The following is a 25837-nucleotide window of genomic DNA, read 5'->3' as shown; positions in this document are numbered from 1 at the left end:
ATGGGGTTTACATGTGCCCCCGCTGTTACCAGCAGGGCGGTAGTCTCTTACACTGCCCTTCCACCCTTACCGGCTTATGGCCGGCGGTATATTTCTGTTGCACTGTCCCTGGAGTCGCCTCCGCCGGACGTTATCCGGCATCCTGCCCTGTGAAGCCCGGACTTTCCTCGTCTGACACCTTTCGTTTTGCCAGCCGCGATCATTTATCCTACTCGCAAATATAAGAATATCTTAACATTTCTCACATTGACTGTCAACTTCCATTTTGCTATAATAGCTCATTGTATTATGATGCGATTGTGATAAAGGAAGTGTATCAATATGAAAAAATCAACCAAAGCAACCGATTCCGCCAACAAAGAGTCGGTATTTCAAAATTTATCAAAGGAAGAACGGATAGCTCTGACTGTCTTTTTCCTTACGCCTCTTGTGGCACTGTTGTTCCTGGAATACGCAAACCCGGCGGGGCCCGGACTGATTTTCTATTCTATCCGTCCGTCTTGCCTGCTTCGTTTCGGTGTAACCGCATTTTTATTTTATATCGTGATGGGATTTCTGTTTGCCCTGACCGGAAGTATGCGGTTCTCCGGATGTTTTCTGTGTATTTTCAGCATTATATTTTCACTGACGAATTATTTCACAACAACGTTTCGCGGAATCCCGATCCTGGCTTCGGATCTGACGATCATGGGAACTGCGATGAATGTGGTCGGCAATTATAAATATTCGCTTGATCTGACCCGCACGATCACACTGCTTGGTCTGATCGCCTGGTGTATTCTGCTGTTTCGTGTAAAACGTCTCCGACTTCCAAAAGGCAAAAAAAGGATCTCTGCCATCCTAGGAAGTGCCGCCATCTGCTTTGCTTCCTTCTGGATCATGATCTATACGCCGGTTATGACTGTGACACCGATGCATGTCACTGTCAATACGTTCCGTCCGATCAAATCCTACCGCAAAAACGGATGCGTCCTGACTTTTATGCGAAGTATCCAGTTGATGATGATTCATAAACCGGATGGATATTCTGCAAACGCTGCTGAAGAGATAGCCGCCCCGTATCGCAGTGAAACCTCTTCCGGCAATGCAAAAACACCAAATGTCATCGCCATTATGGACGAAGCTTTTGCCGATCTGCAGGCCGTCGGTGATTTCAGGACCAGCGAAGATGTAATGCCATTTTACCACAGTCTTACAAAAAACACTGTAAAAGGGTTCTCCTATGTATCCGTATTCGGAGGGCAGACGGCAAACACGGAATTTGAGTTTCTGACAGGACTGTCCAAAGCTTTTGTGCCGGCATCTGCAACACCTTATCAGCTTTACATCAAAAGTCTTCTGCCGGGTCTGACCACACATCTTGGAAACCAGGATTATCAGGGTATGCTGGCATTCCATCCATTCCGTGCAAACGGTTACAACCGCGACCATGTTTATCCAAACCTCGGATTTTCGGATTTCATCAGTTTAAAAGATCTGGATGTCTCCGCTTCGGATAAGATTCGCAACTTTGTATCCGACGCAGCTGATTTCCAGGTGATCATCGATCAGTATGAACAGGCAAAAAAGAAGAGCAATGCCCCGTTTTATCTGTTCAATGTCACCATGCAGAATCACAGCGGCTATGACCAGGATTTTGACAATCTGGATATGCCGATCTCCATCGAAGAAAAATGTGATGATCCGGAACTGAAACGTTACCTGAACCTGATCCATCATTCCGACACTGCCCTGAAATCTCTGATCGAGTATTTCAGCAAGCAGAAGGATCCGACCGTAATCGTCTTTTTCGGTGATCACGAACCCGGACTTTCCAATGAAGTTTACAGCAAGATCCTCGGAAAAAATGTCGAAAAACTCAGTGCAGAAGAAAATATGAATCTCTATAAGACTCCGTTTCTGATCTGGGCAAACTACGATATCGAAGAACAGGAAAATGTAAACATCAGTATGAATTACCTCTCGACTCTGATGCTTGAGAGCACCGGCATGAAACTCTCTCCGTTCAATCAGTTCCTTTTAGATATACATAAACAGATCCCGGTGCTGACAACAAACGGTTATTTCGGTGAGGATGGCAGCTATTATTCCTTAAAAGATGAATCCTCCCCTTATTATGAATCCCTCAGAAAGTATCAGATCCTCCAGTACAACAATCTGTTTGACAAGAAAAAAAGGATCGAGAACTTTTTTGACTGATGTAAGAGAAAAAGAAAAGCCATGGAAAAGACAATATTTGTCACTTCCATGGTTTTTGTTATATCTGAAAACATCCGCCCCCGATAAACTCTCTTAAGATAGAATTCATCGGCACGCTCTCGCTTGGGATTCCCACAAAATAGTCCAAAAATTTTAAGAGGCGTTTCGCTTCCTGGTATTCCGGTTCCTCTCTTCCAATGCCAAACAAAAGCGGCTCTGCATACATCTTCAGAACAGCCAGTTCATAGATCAGTGCTGAATTGAACATCACATCTGCCTGCTCCTGATAAGGAAAAATATAGGACTCTTCTCCTCTTCGCACCGACGGCCACATGCTGATCGTTGCTTTTGCCGTCGTTCCCCGCGTCCTGGCATCGCGTACAATCCTTCGAAGCAGTCTTCCGTCTGTAGTCGGAACACGGTTATGTTCATCGACGTTGAGCTGCGTCAGGGCACTGACATAAATCTTGAATTTATTTTCTTTTGGCAGTGCAAAGGACAACTGATCATTCAGGCAGTGAATGCCTTCGATCACCAGAATATCCTCTTTTCCAAGTTTTGTCTCTTTTTCACTGTACATGCGTTTGCCGCTCACAAAATCAAAAACAGGCAGATGCACGCTCTTTCCTGCAAGCAGTGCGTTCATGTCATCGTTAAACTGCTGAACATCGATGGCTTCCAGACATTCGTAGTTTGGTTTCCCATCTTCATCCACCGGTGTGTCTTCCCGGTTTACAAAATAGTTATCCACCGGGATCGGATGCGGTCTCAGTCCGTGTGCGGAAATCTGGATCGAAAGCCGATGAGAAAAGGTCGTCTTTCCGGAAGAAGACGGACCGGCGATCATAATGATCTTTTTATCTGGATTTTCGGCGATCTTTCCGGCAATCTCCGCAATTTTCTTTTCCTGAAGTGCCTCCTGGATCAGGATCAGGTCATGGATGCCATGGTGCACAATATAATCATTCAGTAATCCTACGGTAGGAATTTCGAGCATCTCTCCCCATTTGAGCGATTCTTTTCGAACACGGAACATTTTGTTCTCCGGCTCAAAGGCCGGAACCGTCTTCGGATCTTTCCGCTGTGGCATCTGAAGTACAAATCCGTCCTCATACAAATGCAGGGAAAACGCTCCCAGATAAGAAGTGTCCGGAATCATATAGCCATAATAATAATCTTCGAAACCGCCCATATCATAGATATTGACTTTGGAAGCCCGGCGATAATGAAACAATTTTTCTTTGTCTTTCATCCCGTACTGCGAGAACAATGCGATCGCATCGTCCGTACCGATCGTTTTTTTGTCGATCGGCACTTTCTGGGCAACCAGTTCCCTCATTCTGGCTTCCACTTTATCAAGAAAATCCTGATCCAGTGTCACATCACCGTCGACCGTACAGTAATATCCGCTGCTGACGGAAAAATGGATCCCAACTCTGCGGATGTGTTCATGCCCTGCCTGATGGTAGAGTGCCTTCAGTAAAAGCAGCGTCATACTCCGCCTGTAGGCCGCCATCCCTTCCTGCTGCCTTGTTGTGATAAAAGAAATGCGGCAGTCCTCCGTTAATTGCAGGTACAGTTCCCGCAGCCGCCCGTTGACCTTTGCAAGAACAATATCATCCTCCTTCTGATATTCCTTTGCAAGATCAAGCAGCCGTATACCCGCCGGATAGCTTTTCCTTTCTATGTTTCCATTTTCAAAAGAAACCTGAATATATTCTTTCTCCATCATCAAACCACCTCCTGATCATTTTTACAGATCACATTGTCATCGATACCGGAAGATTCCGTTCTGTGACTTGAAATTCTCCGAAAACTTATCTACACCATCAAAAACGGATGTCGGATCGGCTCTGTACAGATTTCCATTTCAGGAAAACGCTCCTTTAATTCTTCTGCCATCTGTCCGATAAAAATGTGTTCAATGCCATAATGACCGGCATCGATCACATTCAGTCCCTGGTCTACAGCATCAATCCCATCGTGATGGCCAAAATCTCCGGTGATATAAACTTCTGCCCCATTTCGGAGGGCATCTGCCGTCATACTCTTCCCGGAGCCCGGAAGAACCGCCGCACGGTTCAGAACTGTTTCCGGATTTCCGAAAATCTTCACATCCGGTATCTGAAAAACATCTTTTACATACTCTGCACACTGAAGCAGTGTCATCTCTTTTGGCAGTTCGCCTGCCATACCAAAACCGCCTTCACGTCCATCCGGAAGCACACAGGTTTTCTCCATGATCTGTGCATCCTTCAACGCAAGCATCCTGGCTGCTAACGGTGCCATCTCCACGATGTCATAATTGGTATGCATTGCATAATAAGCGATGTCATGCTTTATCAGTTCCAGCACACGCCGTCCGTAAAAATCACCGTCATTTATTTTTTTCAGTCCATGCATCAGCATCGGATGATGCGTCAGCAGCAGATCTGCTTTTGCATCGATGGCATGGCGGATCACTTCTCCGGTCGCATCCAGTGCGATATAAATGCTCTTGATCTCTTTCTCATAGCTTCCCACCTGCAGTCCCGGATTATCCCAGGATTCTGCGATGGATGGCGGATATTTTTTCTCCAGTAATTCAATCAGCTCCCGGCAGATCATGCCTTCTCACACTCCTCTTCTGTTTTCATCCATTTCTGTGCTTTCCGGTTCAGGGCAAGCAACGCCTCTATTTCCAAAATACGCTCTTTCACCCTCTCTTTGGGCTGCTGCCTTAAATTCTGAAGCACACCAGTCAGCGTGGTCTCTTCTTTTTTCAGAAAAGAGCCAAGAACCGGATTCTTTTCTTTTAATAAAAAAGCTCCATATTTCCATTCTATGTCTGCAAGTTCTTCCATATGTCCGTGCTGCACATGCATCATCGGATAGTATTTTTCTTCCTCGCATACCATCTTTTCTGCTGTGATCACGTAGTCATTTTCATACAGATATTTTCGCACCTTATCAATGTCAGACTGCGGCTGCAAAACCAGCTCTTTTACGTCCACCAGTACTTTTTTGCCTTCTTCTAAAATTTTCATGACGAGTGTTCCACCCATGCCCGCGATCACCACGCTGTCCGCCTCGTCCGGATTTAATTTCAAAACGCCGTCAGATAAACGTGTCCTGATCTTCTCCTGCATATGGTAACGCTCGATATTCATCTTAGCCCGCAGAAGCGGTCCCTTTTTTACATCCATGGCAATCGCTGACGGGATCTTTCCCATCTCACATAAATAAATCGGTATGTATCCGTGGTCTGTTCCCACGTCTGCCAGACGGCTGTTTTCTGTTACCATGGAAGCAACCGCCTGCAGTCTGTCTGATAACTGCATATCTGTTCTCCTTAATCAAGATAATCTTTTAATTTCCGGCTGCGGCTCGGATGCCGCAGTTTCCGCAAAGCCTTCGCCTCGATCTGCCGGATGCGTTCCCTTGTGACATGGAACTCTTTTCCGACTTCCTCAAGTGTCCGGCTTCTTCCATCTTCCAGCCCAAACCTCAGAGCCAGTACTTTCTTTTCCCGGTCTGTCAGCGTCTGCATGACTTCATCCAGCTGCTCCTGCAAAAGCGTGTACGCTGCAGCATCGGCCGGCACTTCGCTTTTGTTGTCTTTGATAAAATCGCCAAGATGTGTGTCATCCTCTTCCCCGACCGGCGTTTCCAGCGAGATCGGGTCCATGGCGATCTTGAGAATCTCTTCCACACGCTGCACCGGCATCTTCATCACTTCCGCAATCTCTGCCGCACTTGGTTCACGGCCAAGCGACTGTGTGAGCTGTCTGGACGTGCGGATCGTGCGGTTGATCGTCTCTACCATGTGCACCGGAATCCGGATCGTTCTCGCCTGATCTGCGATCGCCCTGGTAATCGCCTGACGGATCCACCAGGTCGCATAGGTACTGAATTTATAACCTTTTTTATAGTCAAATTTTTCAACAGCCTTGATCAGACCTAAGTTTCCTTCCTGGATCAGATCCAGAAACTGCATTCCACGTCCGGTATAACGTTTTGCAATGCTTACTACCAGACGAAGATTGGACTCAGCAAGTCTTTTTTTTGCTTCCGGATCTCCCTTTTCCATCCGCTTTGCCAGCTCAATCTCTTCATCTGCGGTAAGCAACGGGATCTTGCCGATCTCTTTTAAATACATCCGTACCGGATCATCGGTACTGATCCCTTCCGGAACTTCCAGTGCCGCTTCCGAAACATCGACTTCTTCTTCCTCTTCCAGATCTTCCAGGGCATCTGCATCTTTCTGCCTGAGAACATCCACGCCATGCTCATCCAGATAGTCCAGGATTTTTTCGCTCTGTGTCTCGGTAAGCGAAATTCCTTTAAAATAATCTACGATTTCCTGATGTTCCAGTGCATTTTTATGTTCTTTTGCAAATGCAAGCAGTCCTTTTAATTTCTCCAAAAATTCTTTGCTGTGTTCCTCCATCTGATCCACCTTCTTTCAAGTGCCGTATCTTTCCTATATTTTTTCCCCAATACCGGAAAATATACAGCTGACTATGCTCCCATCTGATGCCTGTGCTGTCTTGCTGCTGCCGCCTGCGGATGCAGGACTCATCTCACATCTGATATGTGATCTTCGGCATATCCTGAACTTTCTTTCTGTCCAGTAAGATTTTCTGCAATCCCGCAATATCTGCCGGATTCATGTTTTTCGTTCGAAATTCAATACTGTTGTTGATAATCTTTCGCAGTGTTTCATTCAATGCTTTGTCAAATTCCGCCTGCGACTGCAGGTTTAACTTGGCATGGAATAACGATGCGACTTCTTTCTGTGTTTCCGGATCTTCAAAATAATTGATGATCCTTGCCGGATTCAGCTCGCTCTTTTCAAGCTGTTCAAACAAAAGCTGTGCCGCCTGATGATAAAGATCTTCTGTGAAATCATCCGCATCCAGGTATGGTTTTACTTTTGCATACAATCCTTTTTTATCAATCAGCCAGGTCAGCATCAGTCTCTGTGACTGTTTCATGCCGTCATCCTGACTTTTTTTCCGGATTTCTTTTCGTTCTCGGTCCACAGCACTTTTCGGTACTTCCCTGCCGATTGCACGCATCGCACTGCGATTCACCATTTTTCTTAAATTGTCAAATCCGATGTGATATTTCTCTGCGACTGCCTGAATATAATTTTCACGTTCCAGCTCCTGCTCAAACTCCATCAGTTTTTCCGATACCGCCTGGAAAAAAGAAGTTTTTCCTTCCGGGTCTTTCATGTCATAATTTCTCTCCAACACGGAAATTTCAAACATAAAACTGTTTTCCGCCTGATCAATGCGTTCCTGAAACTTCTCTGCCCCAAGGGTTTTGATAAATTCATCCGGGTCTTTATAAGGATTCATATGCAGCACTCTTGCCTTGAGTCCTGCACGTTTTACGATCGGTATCGCCCGCAGTGCGGCACGCACACCGGCATCGTCACTGTCGTACGTCAGGATTACTTCGTCCGTATAACGTTTCAGAAGTGTGGCATGCTTCTCCGTCAGAGCCGTTCCAAGCGATGCCACTGCATTTGAAAATCCCGCCTGATGCATGGAGATCACATCCATATATCCTTCACAGACCAGCAGATACTTTTTCCTTGCTGCTCTTGCAATGTTCAGTCCGTACAGATTGCGACTTTTATCGAAAACGATCGTCTCCGGCGAATTTAAATATTTAGGCTTGCCGTCTCCCATCACACGGCCTCCGAAACCGATCACACGGTTGTTGACATCCAGAATCGGAAAGATGACACGATTCCAGAATTTATCGTACATGCCATTTTTTTCATCCACATTAAACAGCCCGGATTCTTTTAATAATTCATCGGATATTTTTTTGCTTTTAAAATACTGATATAGATTGCTGCTGTATTTGCTGGAATATCCAAGTGCAAACCGTTTGATTGTCTCATCATCCAGCTGTCTGCTTTTCAGGTACTGCATAGCCTGAGCCCCGCTCTCCGTACGAAGCTGATAATAAAAATAGTTGGCTGCCATCTTGTTTATTTCCAGCACCTGCATGCGGAGATCCTGCTGTCTTTTTTCTTCCTCTGAATATTCCCGCTCCGGAAGCTTGATCCCGACCCGGTCTGCCAGGTATTTCAGTGCCTCCGGAAAACTGTAATTCTCATATTCCATAATGAACGTAAATACATTGCCGCCTGCTCCACATCCGAAACAGTAGTACATCTGTTTGTCCGGACTTACCGAAAAAGATGGGGATTTTTCATTATGAAATGGACAAAGTCCAAAATAAGAGCTTCCTTTTTTCTGAAGCTTGACATAAGTGCCGATCACTTCGACAATATCGTTTCTCTCTCTGATCTCTTCGACCAGTTCTTCCGGATAATACATACCTATCTCCTTATTTCCTGCTTATTCATTTTACCGGCCATGCCTTCGGAATATAAAGGTCTGCAAACGCCTGCATGGCATACTGATCGGTCATCCCTGCTATGTAATCACAGACAACCCGCTCTTTCTCCTGCCCCGCATCCATCAGGTTTAAATATTCCTCTGACAGTTCCAGAGGATGCTCGATATAGTACTGATAAAGTTCCTGTAAAAGATGCCGGACCTTTTTTTCTTCTCTTTTTGCCAGCGGATTGTGATACACATTCTCAAACAGAAAGTTCCGCATTCCCCGCATCGCTTTTTCCATCTCCGGTGACATGACAATGTCATCTTTGCCCTGACTGTGGATCACAATATCGTGGATCAGAGCATTTAAACGTTCCCGGATCGTATCACCCAAAACTTCCCGGTATTCTGCCGGAACATCTGCTTCTTTTAAAATTCCGGCACGCAATGCATCATCAATATCGTGATTGATGTATGCGATTTTATCTGAAAGCCGTACGATCTTTCCTTCCAGCGTGGAAGGATGACCGGACGTTCTGTGATTTCGGATCCCGTCACAGACTTCCCAGGTCAGATTCAGACCTTTTCCGTTCTTCTCAAGAAGTTCTACAACGCGGACACTCTGTTCAAAATGAGCAAAACCAAACGGGCAGATCTCATTTAACGCCTGCTCGCCTGCATGGCCGAACGGTGTATGCCCAAGGTCATGCCCAAGTGCAATCGCCTCCGCCAGATCTTCATTCATCCGCAGGGCTCTTGCGATCGTCCTCGCCGTTTGTGCTACCTCAAGCGTGTGGGTCAGCCTGGTGCGGTAGTGATCTCCCTGCGGCAGCAGAAAAACCTGTGTCTTATGCTTCAGTCTGCGAAATGCTTTAGAATGTAAAATGCGATCCCGGTCTCTTTGATAGACCGGACGGATATCGCATGGCGGCTCTTCCCGGTCGCGTCCCCTGGACTTGCTGCTGAGGGATGCATACGGGCTGAAATAAGCCACTTCTCTTTGCTCTGCCATCTCTCGAATCGTCATGGCAATCGCCCCCTTTCTAATTATTTTATCACGTTTTTTCCATATCTAACAAGAATTTTTTCATTTTTAAGGCAAAAAAATGTTATTTCACCACACTTTTCCGTAGAAACGGCCGGGCAGTTCGCCTTTTCTAACCGCTCTATGGTTTCCGGTGCCGGATGCCCGTAGCGATTTCCTTTTCCATAAGACAAAACCGCCATCTGTGGTTTCAGGATATCCAGCAGTTCTTCTGAGGTGGCTCCTTTGGAACCATGATGTCCTGCCTTTAAAACTTCGATTTTATTTCCTCCTTCCAGAAGCTGCGGCAGTTTTTTTCTTCTGATTAGATCCTTTTCCCCTTCTTTTTCCAGATCCCCCATCAGCATCACATCAAAAGATTTGTATTTTACATGCAGCACCATGGATGTCTCGTTTTTATTTTTGGAAGTATCCCCAGCTTTCGGGGCAAGACAGGTAAGCATCATCGACCGGGTACAGATACAGTCACCCTCCCGCATTTTGTGCACGGCGATCTTCTGCCCTGCTGCCAGTCTTTCAATCTCAAGGTACGTCTCATCCGGATTTTTGATGGCTGGCAATACCAGATTTTTTATTTTAATACTGCATGTTTGACACTCCAGCAGTTCCCTTACTCCATTGATATGATCCATATCCATGTGACTTAAAAACACATAATCCAACCGGTCAATCCCATGATACCGCAAATACGGAAGAATTCTGTATTTTCCAACGTTCGAGACACTGCTGCTCCCGCCGTCACACAACATGGTCACACCGGTATCATCCCTTAGCACAATCCCATCCCCCTGTCCGACATCCAGAAAGGTCACAGAAAACGCCTTCGGCTCCGTCCGCTTCAAAAAGAAAATCGCCATGAAAACAAAGACCAGATAACAGACTTTCTTTTGTTTTTTCTGAAGCAGCCACACAGCCCCCGCAGACAGGATCACATAATATAGAAGAATCGACCACAGTTTCGGTCTTCCAAAAATCATCTGAGAAAAAGGCAGTTCCAGAGATACGCGGCACAGACAGGAATATAAATTTAACACACCATGCACTGCCGCTGCCGGATATGAAGCTGCTTTCAGCGAAAAAAAAGAAAAAAGCAAGGCACTGCCGCCTCCGGCGAGAACAAACGGAAGCAGCGGTATGACCATACTATTCAACATCACACTGTAAAGAGGAAAAGAAAAAGAATGCCACAGAACACACGGCAGCATAAAAAGCTGAATAGCCGCCCCGGAAGAGATATATGGTCCGTAATGTTTTTTCAGAATCGGATAAAATCCACCGATCGCTGCCACAGCAGAAACTGACATCTGAAATCCAGATGAGAATAATAAAATGGGATAATCAAAAAGAAGTAAAAAAACAGCTGCTGACAGAGCACTCAATAAATCATACGTCCTTCCAAGGCACTGTGCTCCGAGAAAAAGAAGAAACATGATCATGGCACGGCGTGTAGATACACCTGCACCGGTAAAAACTGCATAAAATAACATAAAACTGCCTGCGATCCCGGAAGAAATCACAAATGAGATCCCCAGTTTTCGCAAGATATGATAGAGTGCCATGCCAAACAGAGAAATATGAAGTCCGGAAATCGCAAGCACATGAGCAATGCCGCCCACCTGATACCAGTCTCTGATCTCCTCATCCAGCCTGCTCTTATCGCCAAGTAGCATCGCTGCGAGAATTCCGGCATCCTGCTCATCAAATATCTGCTCCAGATGCCGCATACAGATCCTGCGGACTTCATACATCCACTGTAACAGCGGATTCTGCCTGCCATCCCGAACGGTTAAACGGGCATTTTTCATACTAAACAAAAGACGCTCCGTCTGCTGGTAAAAAAGGCGGTCAAACGCTCCATCGTTTGAGGGAGCCTCTGCAAGCGTCAGTTTGCCGCAGATCTGCACCCGGTTTCCGTACGCACAGTCCGCTGGCTCTTCCAGAATTGCCCGAACCTTAAGACGTTCGGAAACCTCCTCCATAAAATCAGCCTGTATATGATCTGCATATACATACCAGAAATCTGCTCCTGCCTCGATCTGACAGACTCTTCCCGTGCAGGAAACCTGTTTTCCGTCAAACGACTGCGGATAAGGAAACTGCTCCCGAATCCCTGCAAAATGACAGAGCAAGATCCATAAGATCAGAATACCTGTCAAAAACAACAACGGTCTCTTTTTGAAATATATCAAGTTCCGCTCTCTGTCTGTGCTTCCTTTGTCAGATTCGGATCAACGCCAACCGATGGAACCGCACCGTTATCGCTGCTCCCGGTATCGTTTTCTCCGTCTTTCTCCCGTATGAAACTGCTGTTACAGGAAAACACCTGTGACAGATCCAGTGTATCACGCAGAAGCACATCCGAGCTGCCTTCCACCTGGATCTGGACTTTCGTGATATCCTCACAGCTTTCGCAGATGGAATTTACGATCGCATAAACCGTCACTTCCGGTGTAACCGAAGATCCTGCCACTGCCTGATTAAATTCACTGCTTAAATTCACCGTACATAAATCCCCCTCCGTACGGATTTCACGCACAACCGTATCAGACGGCACAACTGCAGTAAGTTTGCTGCCCGCCGGTCCTGCGATCAGCTGCTCAACCACCAGTTTTTCAAGAGAATCATCCGATGCATAATGCACGTTTCGCATCTGTTTTGTCAGTGAAGTGCCGTTTCTGCTACCGAAATAAAGCGGCAATGCCTCATATTGATATGCATTGATACTGTCACCCTCCGAATTGATAAACGAAGAGGCATGCATCGGCCCTACTGCCTGATTTTCCGAGTTCAGAAGTGCCTCACCTGCAACGGTAAATACCACTTCCCGGACATCCGTGATCTGCGTCATCGTCTGCACCACTGCGGCACGCAGCAAAACTTCTCTTGTATCATCCATCTGCTTATATGCATCATTAAAATCAATCGTCAGCCGTCCGTCCTTTAAAGTCGATACCGCAGCAGTCAGTCCCTCCGGAAAAACACTCTGATAGTCGTTTCGATTAAACGTCCCTTCCATTGCAGAAAGCAATTCTTCCACCAGTTTTTCCCCACCTTCTGCTTCCGGCTCATATTGCACTTCCCGAAGTGCAGTAGCCTCTGCATTACGGCAAAAAACCTTATAACCGCTCTGTTCTGCCTTCTGTGTGCCCTGGCAACTCGTGAGCATCAGGCCAAGAAACACAGCTGCTGCAAATCCTGCCATTTTTTTCATATTTCTGTTCTCCATTCCGGCAAAAGCCCCTGCCAGGTGAACCGTTGTATCAGTTCACATAAATCAGCGGGATCCGAACAGTAAAGGTCGTACCTTCGCCCTCTTTACTGTAAACCTTGATCGCTCCGCGGTGCATCAGGATCGCACTTCTCGTGATTGCAAGCCCCAGACCGGTTCCGCCGATCTCTCTTGAGTGTGATTTATCCACACGGTAAAAACGTTCAAAAATAGCATCCTGTGACTCTTTTGGAATACCAATGCCGGAATCTTCTACTTTTACATAAAAATATTTGTTGTCTACATTAAGCGAAACATGCACCCATCCGCCCTCTTTGTTGTATTTGATCGCATTTTCGACCAAATTAGACAGGGCAAGCGTCAGCTTCGTCTCATCCACTTCGGCATTGACCGGGCGGAAACTCTCCAACACAAGGTTGATATCCTGCTTGTCCGCGATCGGTGTCAGTCTCTTGATGATCAGCTCCAGCAGTTCATTGATATTTTTATTTTCAATATGCAGATCTGCTGCCTTTTTATCCATCTTCACAAGCGACAGAAGATCCGTGATGATCTTATTCTCACGATCGATCTCTTCTGCGATATCCGCCATAAACTCCTGATAAAGCTCCACCGGTGCATCCGGCTGTGCCAGAAGAGAATCTGCAAGTACTTTCATCGATGTGATCGGTGTTTTCAGCTCGTGTGACACGTTGGAGACAAACTCCTGCCTAGAATCATCGAGAGCTTTCATGCGGGCAAGCATCTGATTGTAGGCCTCTGCAAGCTGCTGTGTCTCAGTGTAGTCCGGTATGGAGATATCAGCATCCAGAAAGCCCTCCTGCACCTGGCTCAAAGATTTGGTAACCTTTTCAAACGGCTTTGCCAGCATCTTGGAAAGATAGTATGCAATCAGAAAAATGGCAATCCCCATTCCAATCTGAAGGATCAGTACTTTCCGGTTCAGATCATCACGGTTTTTACGGATATCTCTGGTCGGTGTACTGACGATCATCACGCCTTCCACTTCTTTGCTCTGAGCATCATAGATCGGTATGGTAATTTCAATAAAGCCGTTTTTCCTGCTGTAGCTCTGTCCATCCTCACCGCGAAAACAGCGGATCACCTCTTCCGCCACAATATATTTGCCCTCATCTGTCTGATCGGTATCCTTAATAATGCGAAACTCTTTATTGACGACAAGAATCCTGCCGTTGTAAAGATTCGCCATCTGCTGCAGCTCTACATCTGTGATCTTGGACTTCTCACCGCTCAGGTAATCGGTCTTGGAAATCTGGGCTGTGATCAGATCGCTCTGGCTCTGTATGATACTGATACGCTGTTTCACCGCCTGATCCTGATAATTCGTTAAAATCCCGTGTTTGATCAGCATGATCGGCACAATTCCAACGATGATAAAGATCAGGCACATACGAAACTGAAGACTGTTTATGTACTTTCGTAATTTTTCGTTTTTTTTCTTTTTTCTGAACACTTGCTCCCCTGTGCCTGCTCCCTTCCTTCAGTGTACCTTTTCAAGTCGAATGCACGTGAGACTTGGCATGCGATTCTGGTCAGTTTTGCTGACATTTACCTGACAGTTATGAATGCTGGAAATAATATCCGACGCCCCATTTGGTGTGTACATACTGCGGGTCGCTCGGATTTATCTCAATCTTTTCTCTCAGTCTCCGGATATGTACATCTACGGTACGCACATCTCCCGGATATTCATAACCCCAGACAATGTTGAGCAGATTCTCTCTGCTGTACACCTTGTTCGGATGAAAGATCAGAAGCTCCAACACATCAAATTCTTTGGCAGTCAGGTTTACTTCTCTGCCTGCAATGTTGACGCGTCTCGCCTCGCAGTCCATCGTAAGATCTCCTGCCTGGATCACTTTGCTCTTTGTCTGCTCTGCTCCCTTTTTCTCGGTACGGCGCATGATTGCTTTGATACGTGCTTTGACTTCCAGAATGTTAAATGGCTTGGTGATATAGTCATCTGCTCCATACTCCAGACCAAGGATCTTATCCATATCATCACCTTTTGCAGTCAGCATGACAACCGGAACACTAGAAGTTTCACGCAGCTGCTGGCAGACTTCAAAGCCGTCAAGCTTCGGAAGCATCACATCAAGAAGTATAATATCATACTCTTTTTCTCTTGCCATACGCAGAGCTTCTTCGCCGTCATATGCACAGTCAACTTCCATGCCGTCCTGTTCCAGACTGAAGCGGATTCCTTTTACGATCAGTTTCTCATCATCTACAACTAATACTTTCTTTGCCATTTTTGTTCATTCCTTTTGTTTTATTTTACTGCTGTACTGTTATTTTATCTTTTATTTTTCCAAACACCGCTTCTTTGATCCCGCTGATATTCATAATATCTTCGATCTGCTCAAATCTGCCCTGTTCTTCCCGGTAACGTACGATATCGGCAGCTTTGGATGCCCCGATGCCGGGAAGCGTCATCAGTTCTTCTTCTGATGCCTGATTGATATTGACTTTGCCTGCATCTGCCACTCTGCCCTCACCGGACGTTTCCAGAGAACCCTCGGAAGATGACAGCTGCTTTGTCTTCTGTTCTTCGACTGTAACGATATACAGTTGCTGCCCGTCCTGAAGTACGGATGCCTGATTGACCGCTGAGATGGCAGCATCTTTCGCAAACCCGCCGGCAAGCTCGATCGCTTCATACACACGTGCTCCCCTTGCAAGTTTTACAACACCGGGAGTTCTGACGGCACCTGCCACATCTACATAGATCCAGGCGTCTGTTTCCACATCCGTCCCCCCTGCTTTCATCCGCTCCGTTTCTTTCGATTCTCCCACTTCAGACTGATTGGAAATTTCTTCCGAAAACACCTCATCCGCCGCCTGTTCAAACGTGATCTCACCTTTTTTATTACAGCCGCCCAAAAAAATACACAGTACAACGATTATGGTCAGATAAAACAGACTCTTTAACTTTCTGCCTGATTTTCTCAAAAGGACTCCTTCCTGCCTTCTGACAAAATTCCCCTGTACAGATATTCCTATTTTATCGAACATTGTTCAAAAATACAACCGTTATTTTTCAAATATGACAACACCGATGATCGCGATCGCCATCCCTGCCACTTTTCGCATGGTAAGCGGTTGTTTTTCTACGCCAAACCATCCCAGAAGCTCGATCACATAGGCAATGATCAGCTGGGAGATCACGATCAGCATCGCCGCTTTCGCAGGTCCCAGGCTGTTCATGCTCTTTATTACGGTAACGGTGATAAATGCACCGATCACACCTCCAAGCAGCGTCCATTTATCCGGGACCTGTGTAAGCGTCATAAAACTTTTCCCATCCGCAAAATACCAGATCACAAGACAGACCAGAAGTGCCGTAAACTGCACAAAACTGGTCGAAACCCAGAGGCTGGTCGCCTTTGTCACCTGCGTGTTGAAGACGCCCTGCACACTCATCAGGGCTCCCGATAAAAGTGCTGTTAAAATTCCAATCATAAAAAACTCCTTTGCCTGTACTTTCTGACAGTATATGCACAAAGGAGTTTTCTATACATTTTTTACTGTTTTTTCAAGTCGAACGCACGTGAGACTTGGCACGCGATTCTGGTCAGCTTTGCTGACATTTACCTAACAGAATCGCTGTGCATTCTACACTTCGTTCCGGTCGGCACAAAACCATTGTCCACTGGACAATGTGTGCCCTCGCGGAGCGTTTATCTTAGTCGGAGATTGCACTCCCACTAAGACAAATTTGTTGCTTGCCACTCATAGAAGTTGGAGTCTTCTCCGACTAAGATAAAACCGCTTCCAGTTTTTCAACCATCTCGTCGATGTCTTTCTCGGTGATCACAAGCGGAGGCACCAGACGCAGTACATCACTTCCTGCGGAAAGCACAATCAGACCATTTGCCAGAGCTGCTTTGACAAGTTCGCCGACCGGTCTGCCGCTCACAACCAGTCCCTGCATGAATCCTTTTCCGCGGCGTGCGGTAAAGCAGTCATGTTTTTCTACCAGTTCATCCAGTTTCTTTTCCAGATACGGAGCTGTCTTTCTTACATGACCAACGATGTCATGTTCTTCAAACAGATCAAACACTTTGGAAACCGCTGCACAGGCGAAGGGATTTCCGCCGTAAGTTGTACCGTGATCTCCCGGAACTAAAGAGGCTTTTGCAGTCTTTTCGTTTAAGACAAACGCTCCGACCGGCACGCCGCATCCCAGTGCCTTTGCACAGGTCATGATATCCGGCATCACGCCGTACTGCTGCCATGCAAACATACTTCCGGTACGTCCCATACCACACTGGATTTCATCGAGGATCAGAAGAATATCTTTTTCTTCACAGATTTCTTTAACACCTTTTAAGAAGCTCTCTTCCATCGGATAAATGCCGCCTTCGCCCTGAAGGGTTTCCATGATAATCGCACAGGTTTTGTCTGTGATCTGAGCTTTTACACTGTCCAGATCATTGTAATCTGCAAATTTCACGCCGCCCATCAGCGGTTTGAACGCTTCCTGATAATGTGGGTTTCCGGTGACGGAAAGTGCTCCGACGCTTCTTCCGTGGAAGGAATGGTTCATGGCAATGATCTCGTGATCCGTTGCATGGTCTTTGTTCCATGCATATTTACGTGCGGCTTTGATCGCACCTTCAATCGCCTCCGTACCGCTGTTGGTAAAGAATACTTTGCTCATGCCACTTGCCTTTACCAGTTTTTCTGCTGCTTCCATCATCGGCACATTGTAGAAAAGATTGGAGGTATGGATCACTTTGTCGATCTGATCTTTTAAAGCCTGATCGTAGTCCGCATAGTGATAGCCAAGTGCAAACACCGCAATTCCGGCACCGAAATCCAGATATTCCTTTCCTTCGGTATCATAAAGATGTACGCCTTCTCCTTTTTCAAAAACAACCGGGAAACGGTTATAGGTGTGCAGAACCACCTGTTCCGTTCTCTCCATATATTCATTCATTTTCATTGTAAAAACGTTCCTCCTCATCCCCGATAATCGCAGTACCGATACCTTTGTTGGTATAGAACTCCAACAGCAGGCAGTGCGGGATCCTTCCGTCCAGGATATGTACTCTGGAAACACCGGACTTGATCGCATCGACACAGTTCTGGATCTTCGGGAGCATGCCGCCGCCGATATTTCCGCTGCCGAGCAGTTCTTCTGCTTCCGGAATACTCAGTTCGGAGATCAGTGTGGATTTGTCCTGCGGATCACGGTATACACCCTCGATATCCGTTAAAAATACCAGTTTGGATGCTCCGACTGCCGTTGCAATCGCACATGCTGCATCATCTGCATTGATATTATAAGAATGATACTCATCATCGGAACCGATCGGGCAGATCACCGGGACAAAATCATTGTCCAGCAGTGTATTTAAAAGCTCGGTATTGACTTTTGTCACTTCGCCTACAAAACCGATATCTTCGCCTTTGGAGAGTTTCTTCTTAACACGCAGAACGGAGCCGTCTTTTCCGCTGATACCAACCGCTTTGACTCCGACTTTCTCCATCATGGACACCAATCCTTTGTTGATCTTATTTAAGACCATCTCAGCCACTTCCATGGTGTCTTTATCCGTCACACGCAGTCCGTTGATAAATTTGGTCTCAATGCCGACTTTGCCTGTCCATTTTGTGATTTCTTTTCCGCCACCGTGCACGATGATCGGGCGAAATCCGACCAGTTTCAGAAGTGCTACGTCACGGATGACGTTTTTCTTCAGTTCATGTTCTACCATGGCACTTCCGCCGTATTTTACAACGATGGTCTTGCCGCTGAATTTCCGTATATAAGGTAACGCTTCATTGAGCACACTGGCTTTCTGAAGCAGATCCTGCATTGTATCCATTGTTTTTTCCTCCAGTTTCTATCCATACTTCCGGCATCCGGACAGATGCCTGTAAATTGCTCTGACACAAAGCAGCTCTTACCGCTTAAGAGCGGTAATCGGCATTGATCTTCACATAATCGTAAGTCAGATCACAACCCCACGCAGATGCGGATGCCTCTCCCATTTTGATGTCAGCAACAGCCGTCACTGCTTTTTCTGAGAGCACCTTTGTCGCTTCTTCTTCGCTGTAATCAAGTGCCACACCGTTTTCGATGATCTTCAGCTTACCTGCTGCACTTTCAAAATACAGATCTACTTTTTCCGGATCAAACTTAGCTCCGGAATAACCCATGGCACAGAGGATACGTCCCCAGTTTGCATCATGTCCGAAAATAGCCGCTTTGGTAAGGTTTGAACAAATAACGGATTTTGCCAGAATCTTCGCCTGTTCTTTTGACTGTGCTCCGATCACTTTTGTCTCAAACAATGCAGTGGCACCTTCGCCGTCCCCTGCCATTTTCTTTGCGAGCGTCTCGTTGATATAGTGCAGTGCCCTGGCAAATGTCTGATAATCTTCGCCTTCCTCTGTAATTTCCGGATTCTCTGCCAGTCCGTTTGCCAGCAGCAGAACGGTATCATTTGTGGAAGTATCTCCGTCAACAGAAATCATATTGTAGGTATCATCGACATCTGCACTCAATGCCTTCTGAAGCATTTCTTTTGAAATAGCTGCATCTGTCATGAGGAAGCTCAACATCGTGCACATGTTCGGATGGATCATACCGGAACCTTTGCACATACCGCCGATCGTTACCGTCTTACCGCCAATCTCAACTTCAACGGCAACTTCTTTTTTTACCGTATCCGTTGTCATGATCGACTCTGCTGCCAGTGTTGCTGCTTCTCTGGTATCCAGAAGCAGTCCGGAAAGATCCTTCACGCCTTTTTTGATCGTATCGATTGGCAGCTGTTTTCCGATCACACCGGTAGATGCTACCAGAACCTCATCCTTGTCGATACCGAGTGCTTCTGCTGCCGCTTTTGCAGTCTCTTCACAGTAGCCATATCCTTCTGCTCCGGTGCAGGCGTTTGCAATACCGCTGTTTACCACAACAGCTCTCGCCTCTCCATGTTCGTATACCACATGCTGATCCCATTTTACCGGTGCGGCTTTTACAAGGTTTGTCGTAAACGTTCCGGCTGCCATACATGGTGCACTGCTTACGATCATTGCCATATCTTTTTTTGTACCTTTTTTGATACCTGCATGCATACCGGCTGCTTTAAATCCTTTTGCAGCGGTTACACCTCCATCTATTATCTTCATCTATGCTCACGACCTTTCTCTGTTTTATGGGAACATTGGTACGCCCTGAAGGCCTTCGTTCTCGGCAAATCCAAACATCAGGTTCATATTCTGCACGGCCTGACCGGCTGCACCTTTCACCAGATTGTCCATTGCCCCCATCATGATCACACGGTTTGTTCTCGGATCCAGTTTGAAGTTTACATCCACATAATTGCTTCCTTCTACCCACTTCGTCTCCGGGCAGACATCCTTATCCAGAACACGTACAAACTGTTCTTTTCCGTAATAAGCATCATAGATCGCCTTAACTTCTTCGTAAGTCACCTCTTTTTTCAGAGATGCATAAGCAGTAACCAGAATACCGCGGTTCATCGGAACCAGATGCGGTGTAAAATTAATATGGATCGGATAACCGGCGGCATAACCTAACTGCTCTTCGATCTCCGGTGTGTGTCTGTGTGTTGCAACACCGTATGCTTTGATGTTCTCATTGACTTCACAGTAAAGGTTTGCAACCTTGGCACTGCGTCCTGCTCCGGAAGTACCGGATTTAGCATCAATGATAACGGTATTTCCATCAATAATGCCTTCCTTTAATAATGGATAAATGGACAGGGTGCTGCATGTCGGATAACATCCCGGATTTGCGATCAGTCTTGCCTTTTTGATATCCTCCCGGTTGATCTCACACAGTCCGTAAACAGCTTCCTCAATAAACTGCGGTGCTTTGTGTTCCAGATTATACCACTGCTCATAAGTCTTCCGGTCTTTGATACGGAAGTCCGCACTTAGATCGATCACTTTTGCCTGACTTAAAATCCCTTCATTTATAAGAGATGCACACAACCCCTGCGGTGTTGCTGTGAAAATCACATCTACCTCTTTTGCCAGCTGCTCCATATTGTCATCCAGACATTTTGCATCCACGATCTGGAACATATTCTGGTAAACACTGCTGTATCTCTGATCCACATAACTTCTGGAACCATACCACGCAATCTCTGCTTCTTTATGGTTAAGGAGAAGACGGACAAGTTCGCCTCCTGCATATCCGGTTGCTCCTATTATTCCGGCTTTTATCATATCAACATTCTCCTTTCAACCTAATATATCTTTTCTGTCCGGATTATTCTTCTTTTCTTTTTCTGTCAAATGTGAGGTGCCGCCCATCTGATGCAGTCTCCGGCAGATTCATAAAAATTCGCTGTGCGAATGAAATCTTTCTTATCATATACCAGTTTTCTTTATAAGTAAAGAGTTTTCTTTGTATTTTTATTGTATTTTTATTCATACGCAATGTATATTATTCATTTTACAGCTGTTTTTACAACTTTTTCGTTTTTTCACTTGCATAATTATGATAACTGTTGTATAGTGTATGATACCAGGGTCGAAAGCCAAAAACCACGATGTACTTGCACAAGAGTGGTTTTATGGCTCTTTTGTCTTTGACTTACAAAATGATCATAAATTTCAGGAGGAATACATATCATGAAAGAAAAAGTAGTTCTGGCATATTCAGGCGGCCTCGATACCACCACACTGATCCCTTGGTTAAAGGAAACCTTTGACTATGAAGTTATCTGCTGCTGCATCGACTGCGGACAGGGTAACGAGCTGGATGGTCTGGAAGAGAGAGCAAAACTGTCCGGTGCTTCTAAATTATATATTGAAAATATCATTGATGAATTCTGTGACGATTTCATCATGCCTTGCGTAAAAGCCGGTGCAGTTTATGAGCACAAATACCTGCTTGGTACTTCCATGGCACGTCCGGTTATCGCAAAGAAACTGGTTGAGATTGCACGTAAAGAAGGTGCTACTACCATCTGCCACGGTGCTACCGGTAAAGGTAATGACCAGATTCGTTTCGAACTGGCAATCAAGGCACTGGCTCCGGATCTGAAGATCATCGCTCCATGGCGTATGACCGATGTATGGACCATCCAGTCCCGTGAAGACGAGATCGAATACTGTAAAAAACACGGTATCGACCTGCCGTTCGACCACAGCCACAGCTACAGCCGTGACCGTAACTTATGGCACATCAGCCACGAAGGTCTGGAGCTGGAAGATCCGGCAAACGAGCCGAACTTCGAAAACATGCTGGTGCTTGGCGTGACACCGGAACAGGCTCCGGAAAAAGGGGAATATGTTACCATGACTTTTGAACAGGGGGTTCCGAAAACACTGAACGGAAAAGCCATGAAAGTTTCTGAGATCATCACAGAGCTGAACGCTCTTGGAGGCAAACATGGTATCGGTATCGTAGATATCGTAGAAAACCGTGTTGTTGGTATGAAATCCCGTGGTGTATATGAGACACCGGGCGGAACCATCCTGATGGCAGCCCATGAACAGCTCGAAGAACTCACTCTGGACCGTGAAACCATGGAAACAAAGAAAAAACTTGGCAGCCAGTTCGCTCAGGTCGTATACGAAGGAAAATGGTTCACACCGCTGCGTGAAGCAATCCAGGCTTTCGTTGAAGTAACACAGAAATATGTAACCGGCGAAGTTAAATTCAAACTTTACAAAGGAAACATCATCAAAGCCGGCACAACTTCTCCATACAGCCTGTACAATGAATCTTTAGCATCCTTCACAACCGGTGATATGTACGATCACAATGATGCAAGCGGATTTATCACCCTGTTTGGTCTGCCTCTGAAAGTACGTGCTATGATGCTCGCTGAAGTAGAAAAGAAAAACCTTGGTGAATAATTCTGTAAATATTTTTCATCCGAAGTCCGGCGATGTTCTGTGACTTCACAAGTAACCTGAATATAAGGGAGCACTGCAAAAGTGCTTCCTTTTTCAGATTTCAGATTATCCCAAAACAGAACACATCCGGCGGATTGCAGAGGTGCACAGAAGAATATGTCATGCGATGCATGACGTGCACCTCGCTGCAAGAATGCCTGAAGCATTTTTGAACGTCAAAATAAACAGGAGGTTTGCATGGTCAGTTTTGAATATTATCGTTTTTTTTATTTTGTAGCCCAATATAAAAGTTTTACAAAAGCTGCCGAGATTTTAAATAACAATCAGCCGAATATCACCCGCTGCATGAACATTCTGGAGAATGAACTGGAATGTAAACTGTTTGTACGCTCCAACCGAGGAGTAACACTGACACCTGAGGGAGAAAAACTGTTCCAGCATGTCGCTATCGCTTACGAGCAGCTCTCTACTGCAGAATCCGAGCTGAAAAAAGACAAGAGTCTGGAAAGCGGTCTGATCACGATCGGTGCAAGCGAGACAGCTCTGCGACTGCTGCTGCTTGACCGACTGGAGACCTTTCACGCACAGTATCCGGGAGTCCGCCTGAAAATTTCCAATTTCTCCACCCCTCAGTCCATTCAGGCACTGGAAAACGGACTGGCCGATATTTCTGTTGTCACAACACCGCTCAAGCTGAAAAAATCCATGCGTCATTATACGCTTGTTTCCTTCCGTGAGATTCTGCTCGCCGGGCCAAAATACGCTGATTTTTCCTCTAAAATCCATCATCTCTCAGAGCTTACGGACATTCCGTTTATTTCTCTCGGACAAAATACTGGAACAAGAGAAATGCATATCAATTACTTTCTGCAGCATGATCTGCCGTTCTATCCGGATATCGAAGCCGCTACCGCAGATCAGATCCTGCCGATGATCAGGCACAACCTCGGAATCGGATTTTATCCGGAGGCACTGGCAAAAGAAGCCATCAAAAAAGGCGAAGTGGTACAGCTCCACCTCACCTCAAGAATGCCGGAACGCGAAATCTGCCTTATCTGGGACAAAAACCGGCCAAAAAGCATTGCCGTCCGCAAGCTTATGGATGCTTTGCAGACGGCAAACATGTAGATTACAGGAAGTATGTATATGTGTGATTTGTTTTATCTTTTGTTACTTTGAAACATGAAATGCTTTTTTCTGTGGATAAACTGCAGATGCTCCGAGTTCTTCTTCGATGCGAAGCAGCTGGTTGTATTTTGCAACACGCTCGCTTCGGCTCGGTGCTCCTGTCTTGATCTGGCAGGTATTCAGTGCAACCGCCAGATCCGCAATAGTGGTATCTTCTGTCTCGCCGGAACGATGAGAAGTAACCGCTGTGTATCCTGCATTGTGAGCCATCTTGATCGCTTCCAGTGTCTCAGATACCGAACCAATCTGGTTTAATTTGATCAGGATAGAGTTTCCGCATCCAAGTTCGATACCTTTTGAAAGACGCTCGGTATTGGTAACAAACAGGTCATCGCCTACCAGCTGAACTTTGTCACCTAATTCTGCGGTCAGTTTCTTCCAGCCTTCCCAGTCTTCCTCATCCAGTGCATCTTCGATGGAGATGATCGGGTATTTTTCAACCAGAGCTTTCCAGTGATTAATCAGCTGCCCGGATGTATAAACCGTTCCTGCCTTTGGCAGTTTGTACTCTCCGACTGTTCCTGTCTTCCACTCAGAAGAAGCTGCATCCATAGCGATCATAAAGTCGCTTCCCGGCTCATAACCGGCTTTTTTCACTGCTTCCAGAATCGTCTCGATCGCTTCTTCGTCGGATTTCAGTGCCGGTGCAAAACCGCCCTCATCACCAACAGAGGTAGCCAGTCCTCTTTCTTTTAAGATAGAAGCCAGTGCATGGAATACTTCTGCACACCATCTTAAACATTCTTTAAAGGAAGGTGCCCCAACCGGCATGATCATAAATTCCTGTACATCCAGTCCGGAAGATAATGCATGACATCCGCCGTTTACGATGTTCATCATCGGTACCGGGAGACGGTTTGCATTCACGCCACCAAGGAAACGGTACAGAGGGATCTCAAGTGCAGTCGCAGCCGCACGGCAGCTTGCAATCGATACTGCCAGGATTGCATTTGCTCCTAAGTTGGATTTATCTTTTGTTCCGTCTGCTGCTTTCATCGCTGCATCCACTGCATAAATATCAGATGCATCTTTGCCTTTCAGTGCTTCGTTGATCACGGTGTTGATGTTTGCAACTGCTTTTGTCACACCTTTGCCGTCAAAACGTTCTTTATCATTATCACGAAGTTCCAGAGCCTCGAACTCTCCTGTGGAAGCTCCGCTTGGTGCAGTCCCTCTTCCGATCGTACCGTCAGCCAGATAAACTTCTGCTTCTACGGTTGGATTGCCTCTGGAGTCGATGATTTCCCTTCCAATTACTTTTTCAATTGTTAAATTCTTCATGATTGCCAGTCCCTTTCTCGTCCTAAAATAATCGGCACTTCGTCTTCTGCCTCTGATCGCATAAAGACAGAAGAAGTCCTGCCATGATTTATTCACATTAGTTAGGTTTTTCTAACTATCATTAGAATAGCATAACTGCCATATGAAATCAAGGCGGACTTCTTCCTTAGATTGAGAAAGTTTTATCAATTTTCACCTGTCACAAGGATCTGACACATTCTATTCTGTTTTCCACACCAGTTTATTCTGATCAGCGATTTCCTGCAATTGCTTTTTTAAGTTTTGTTCTTCTTTTGACTCGTCACCGTAATAATACAGTTCCCAGCACTTTTCCATAATCTGATGCAGCAATGCATCTCCCTTTGGATCAACTTTTGCAAGCGGCTGCATTTCATCAAACAGCAGACGCAGGATTCGTTTCGGCGACATTTGCCGGCTTCGGCATATATAAAAGATTTCGCAGATATCATAACAATAATCCCCGGAACCTTGTTTCTTATACCTTAACACAAGTCTTTTTCCATTTTGTTCCGGAAAGCAGACTTTTCGAAACAGATGTACTGCCCATAAGCAGCAAAAAAGCATGAAATCCCTGAATTTTCACGGTAATTCCATGCTTTTTGCTTTCTTTTTACTTCTTAATCTTCACGCTCTTTGCCTGTCCTTTTCCTTTGAAAA

The 25837-nt window shown here is 45.8% G+C and carries 21 protein-coding genes and 1 other RNA gene; 3 read left to right on the top strand and 19 right to left on the bottom strand.

What is annotated here, in order from left to right; all coding sequences use genetic code 11:
- Window positions 1–215, bottom strand: an RNA gene (rnpB, locus tag ACLTL4_RS07165) — RNase P RNA component class A; the annotation flags it as partial.
- 106 nt (window positions 216–321) lie between these two features.
- Between rnpB and ACLTL4_RS07160 the strand changes: the two genes are divergently transcribed.
- Entirely contained in the window at window positions 322–2199 is a 1878-nt protein-coding gene (locus ACLTL4_RS07160) for an LTA synthase family protein (RefSeq protein WP_412320360.1), read from the top strand.
- A gap of 58 nt (window positions 2200–2257) precedes the next feature.
- On the opposite strand, the gene ACLTL4_RS07155 is transcribed toward ACLTL4_RS07160, so the two are convergent.
- From ACLTL4_RS07155 to argC, 16 genes are all read right to left on the bottom strand, one after another.
- Window positions 2258–3928 carry a nucleoside kinase gene (locus ACLTL4_RS07155; protein ID WP_412290659.1) on the bottom strand — a complete coding sequence of 557 codons (1671 nt, stop codon included), beginning with the start codon at window positions 3926–3928 and terminating at the stop codon, window positions 2258–2260.
- A gap of 92 nt (window positions 3929–4020) precedes the next feature.
- Window positions 4021–4806, bottom strand: a complete 786-nt coding sequence (locus tag ACLTL4_RS07150; protein ID WP_022119569.1) for a Nif3-like dinuclear metal center hexameric protein — start codon at window positions 4804–4806, stop codon at window positions 4021–4023.
- Complete coding sequence (locus tag ACLTL4_RS07145) at window positions 4803–5519, bottom strand: tRNA (adenine(22)-N(1))-methyltransferase (RefSeq protein ID WP_022119568.1); 717 nt, start codon at window positions 5517–5519, stop codon at window positions 4803–4805. The genes ACLTL4_RS07150 and ACLTL4_RS07145 overlap by 4 nt, the downstream gene beginning before the upstream one ends.
- An 11-nt stretch (window positions 5520–5530) precedes the next feature.
- Window positions 5531–6628 (bottom strand): RNA polymerase sigma factor RpoD, encoded by a 1098-nt coding sequence (gene rpoD / locus ACLTL4_RS07140; RefSeq protein ID WP_248834547.1) that lies wholly within the window; start codon window positions 6626–6628, stop codon window positions 5531–5533.
- Between the two features lie 133 nt (window positions 6629–6761).
- The gene (gene dnaG / locus ACLTL4_RS07135) at window positions 6762–8540 is read right to left on the bottom strand and encodes a DNA primase (protein ID WP_412290625.1); all 1779 of its coding nucleotides are present in this window, start codon (window positions 8538–8540) and stop codon (window positions 6762–6764) included.
- A gap of 25 nt (window positions 8541–8565) precedes the next feature.
- Window positions 8566–9573: a deoxyguanosinetriphosphate triphosphohydrolase gene (locus ACLTL4_RS07130; RefSeq protein WP_412290623.1), complete on the bottom strand. Its 1008-nt coding sequence runs from the start codon at window positions 9571–9573 to the stop codon at window positions 8566–8568.
- 20 nt (window positions 9574–9593) lie between these two features.
- The gene (locus tag ACLTL4_RS07125) at window positions 9594–11756 is read right to left on the bottom strand and encodes a DNA internalization-related competence protein ComEC/Rec2 (protein WP_412290658.1); all 2163 of its coding nucleotides are present in this window, start codon (window positions 11754–11756) and stop codon (window positions 9594–9596) included.
- Window positions 11757–11776: 20 nt separating this feature from the next.
- Complete coding sequence (locus ACLTL4_RS07120; RefSeq protein WP_022119563.1) at window positions 11777–12802, bottom strand: GerMN domain-containing protein; 1026 nt, start codon at window positions 12800–12802, stop codon at window positions 11777–11779.
- 49 nt (window positions 12803–12851) lie between these two features.
- Window positions 12852–14294, bottom strand: coding sequence for a sensor histidine kinase (locus ACLTL4_RS07115; RefSeq protein WP_330589842.1), 1443 nt, complete (start codon window positions 14292–14294; stop codon window positions 12852–12854).
- A 106-nt stretch (window positions 14295–14400) separates the two neighbouring features.
- Window positions 14401–15093: a response regulator transcription factor gene (locus ACLTL4_RS07110; protein ID WP_022119561.1), complete on the bottom strand. Its 693-nt coding sequence runs from the start codon at window positions 15091–15093 to the stop codon at window positions 14401–14403.
- A 25-nt stretch (window positions 15094–15118) separates the two neighbouring features.
- Window positions 15119–15793: a helix-hairpin-helix domain-containing protein gene (locus tag ACLTL4_RS07105; protein WP_412290621.1), complete on the bottom strand. Its 675-nt coding sequence runs from the start codon at window positions 15791–15793 to the stop codon at window positions 15119–15121.
- An 81-nt stretch (window positions 15794–15874) separates the two neighbouring features.
- Window positions 15875–16303 carry a DMT family transporter gene (locus ACLTL4_RS07100; protein ID WP_147631379.1) on the bottom strand — a complete coding sequence of 143 codons (429 nt, stop codon included), beginning with the start codon at window positions 16301–16303 and terminating at the stop codon, window positions 15875–15877.
- A gap of 295 nt (window positions 16304–16598) precedes the next feature.
- The gene (locus tag ACLTL4_RS07095) at window positions 16599–17789 is read right to left on the bottom strand and encodes an aspartate aminotransferase family protein (RefSeq protein ID WP_173865569.1); all 1191 of its coding nucleotides are present in this window, start codon (window positions 17787–17789) and stop codon (window positions 16599–16601) included.
- The gene (argB, locus tag ACLTL4_RS07090) at window positions 17776–18675 is read right to left on the bottom strand and encodes an acetylglutamate kinase (protein ID WP_022118659.1); all 900 of its coding nucleotides are present in this window, start codon (window positions 18673–18675) and stop codon (window positions 17776–17778) included. Before argB ends, ACLTL4_RS07095 begins: the two co-directional genes overlap by 14 nt.
- A gap of 85 nt (window positions 18676–18760) precedes the next feature.
- Complete coding sequence (gene argJ, locus ACLTL4_RS07085) at window positions 18761–19984, bottom strand: bifunctional glutamate N-acetyltransferase/amino-acid acetyltransferase ArgJ (protein ID WP_022118658.1); 1224 nt, start codon at window positions 19982–19984, stop codon at window positions 18761–18763.
- A gap of 24 nt (window positions 19985–20008) precedes the next feature.
- Window positions 20009–21049, bottom strand: a complete 1041-nt coding sequence (gene argC, locus ACLTL4_RS07080; RefSeq protein ID WP_022118657.1) for an N-acetyl-gamma-glutamyl-phosphate reductase — start codon at window positions 21047–21049, stop codon at window positions 20009–20011.
- Window positions 21050–21457: 408 nt separating this feature from the next.
- Here argC and ACLTL4_RS07075 point away from each other — a divergent pair, with 408 nt between their 5' ends.
- Window positions 21458–22690 carry an argininosuccinate synthase gene (locus ACLTL4_RS07075; protein ID WP_173865568.1) on the top strand — a complete coding sequence of 411 codons (1233 nt, stop codon included), beginning with the start codon at window positions 21458–21460 and terminating at the stop codon, window positions 22688–22690.
- A gap of 237 nt (window positions 22691–22927) precedes the next feature.
- The gene (locus ACLTL4_RS07070) at window positions 22928–23818 is read left to right on the top strand and encodes a LysR family transcriptional regulator (protein ID WP_173895616.1); all 891 of its coding nucleotides are present in this window, start codon (window positions 22928–22930) and stop codon (window positions 23816–23818) included.
- A gap of 42 nt (window positions 23819–23860) precedes the next feature.
- On the opposite strand, the gene eno is transcribed toward ACLTL4_RS07070, so the two are convergent.
- Both eno and ACLTL4_RS07060 read right to left on the bottom strand, forming a co-directional pair.
- A complete protein-coding gene (gene eno, locus ACLTL4_RS07065; RefSeq protein ID WP_412290617.1) occupies window positions 23861–25159 on the bottom strand; it encodes a phosphopyruvate hydratase in 1299 nt (432 codons plus the stop codon).
- 219 nt (window positions 25160–25378) lie between these two features.
- Window positions 25379–25588 (bottom strand): hypothetical protein, encoded by a 210-nt coding sequence (locus ACLTL4_RS07060; RefSeq protein ID WP_173895618.1) that lies wholly within the window; start codon window positions 25586–25588, stop codon window positions 25379–25381.
- Window positions 25589–25837 lie beyond the last annotated feature (249 nt).

Origin of the sequence: Hominisplanchenecus sp. (assembly GCF_046967715.1) — a bacterium.
GTDB lineage: Bacteria > Bacillota > Clostridia > Lachnospirales > Lachnospiraceae > Hominisplanchenecus > Hominisplanchenecus faecis.
Note: the sequence above shows the minus strand (reverse complement) of the source record. Positions and strands in the feature narration are given on the sequence as shown.

What these genes read in the sequence shown, in the direction of transcription:
- ACLTL4_RS07075 (WP_173865568.1), top strand. Translation starts at nt 21,458, where the DNA reads ATGAAAGAAAAAGTAGTTCTGGCATATTCAGGCGGCCTCGATACCACC.
- ACLTL4_RS07095 (WP_173865569.1), bottom strand. Translation starts at nt 17,789, where the DNA reads ATGAAAATGAATGAATATATGGAGAGAACGGAACAGGTGGTTCTGCAC.
- ACLTL4_RS07150 (WP_022119569.1), bottom strand. Translation starts at nt 4,806, where the DNA reads ATGATCTGCCGGGAGCTGATTGAATTACTGGAGAAAAAATATCCGCCA.
- eno (WP_412290617.1), bottom strand. Translation starts at nt 25,159, where the DNA reads ATGAAGAATTTAACAATTGAAAAAGTAATTGGAAGGGAAATCATCGAC.
- argC (WP_022118657.1), bottom strand. Translation starts at nt 21,049, where the DNA reads ATGATAAAAGCCGGAATAATAGGAGCAACCGGATATGCAGGAGGCGAA.
- ACLTL4_RS07160 (WP_412320360.1), top strand. Translation starts at nt 322, where the DNA reads ATGAAAAAATCAACCAAAGCAACCGATTCCGCCAACAAAGAGTCGGTA.
- ACLTL4_RS07155 (WP_412290659.1), bottom strand. Translation starts at nt 3,928, where the DNA reads ATGGAGAAAGAATATATTCAGGTTTCTTTTGAAAATGGAAACATAGAA.
- ACLTL4_RS07100 (WP_147631379.1), bottom strand. Translation starts at nt 16,303, where the DNA reads ATGATTGGAATTTTAACAGCACTTTTATCGGGAGCCCTGATGAGTGTG.
- ACLTL4_RS07130 (WP_412290623.1), bottom strand. Translation starts at nt 9,573, where the DNA reads ATGACGATTCGAGAGATGGCAGAGCAAAGAGAAGTGGCTTATTTCAGC.
- rpoD (WP_248834547.1), bottom strand. Translation starts at nt 6,628, where the DNA reads ATGGAGGAACACAGCAAAGAATTTTTGGAGAAATTAAAAGGACTGCTT.
- ACLTL4_RS07070 (WP_173895616.1), top strand. Translation starts at nt 22,928, where the DNA reads ATGGTCAGTTTTGAATATTATCGTTTTTTTTATTTTGTAGCCCAATAT.
- ACLTL4_RS07145 (WP_022119568.1), bottom strand. Translation starts at nt 5,519, where the DNA reads ATGCAGTTATCAGACAGACTGCAGGCGGTTGCTTCCATGGTAACAGAA.
- ACLTL4_RS07110 (WP_022119561.1), bottom strand. Translation starts at nt 15,093, where the DNA reads ATGGCAAAGAAAGTATTAGTTGTAGATGATGAGAAACTGATCGTAAAA.
- argJ (WP_022118658.1), bottom strand. Translation starts at nt 19,984, where the DNA reads ATGAAGATAATAGATGGAGGTGTAACCGCTGCAAAAGGATTTAAAGCA.
- dnaG (WP_412290625.1), bottom strand. Translation starts at nt 8,540, where the DNA reads ATGTATTATCCGGAAGAACTGGTCGAAGAGATCAGAGAGAGAAACGAT.
- argB (WP_022118659.1), bottom strand. Translation starts at nt 18,675, where the DNA reads ATGGATACAATGCAGGATCTGCTTCAGAAAGCCAGTGTGCTCAATGAA.
- ACLTL4_RS07060 (WP_173895618.1), bottom strand. Translation starts at nt 25,588, where the DNA reads ATGTCGCCGAAACGAATCCTGCGTCTGCTGTTTGATGAAATGCAGCCG.
- ACLTL4_RS07120 (WP_022119563.1), bottom strand. Translation starts at nt 12,802, where the DNA reads ATGAAAAAAATGGCAGGATTTGCAGCAGCTGTGTTTCTTGGCCTGATG.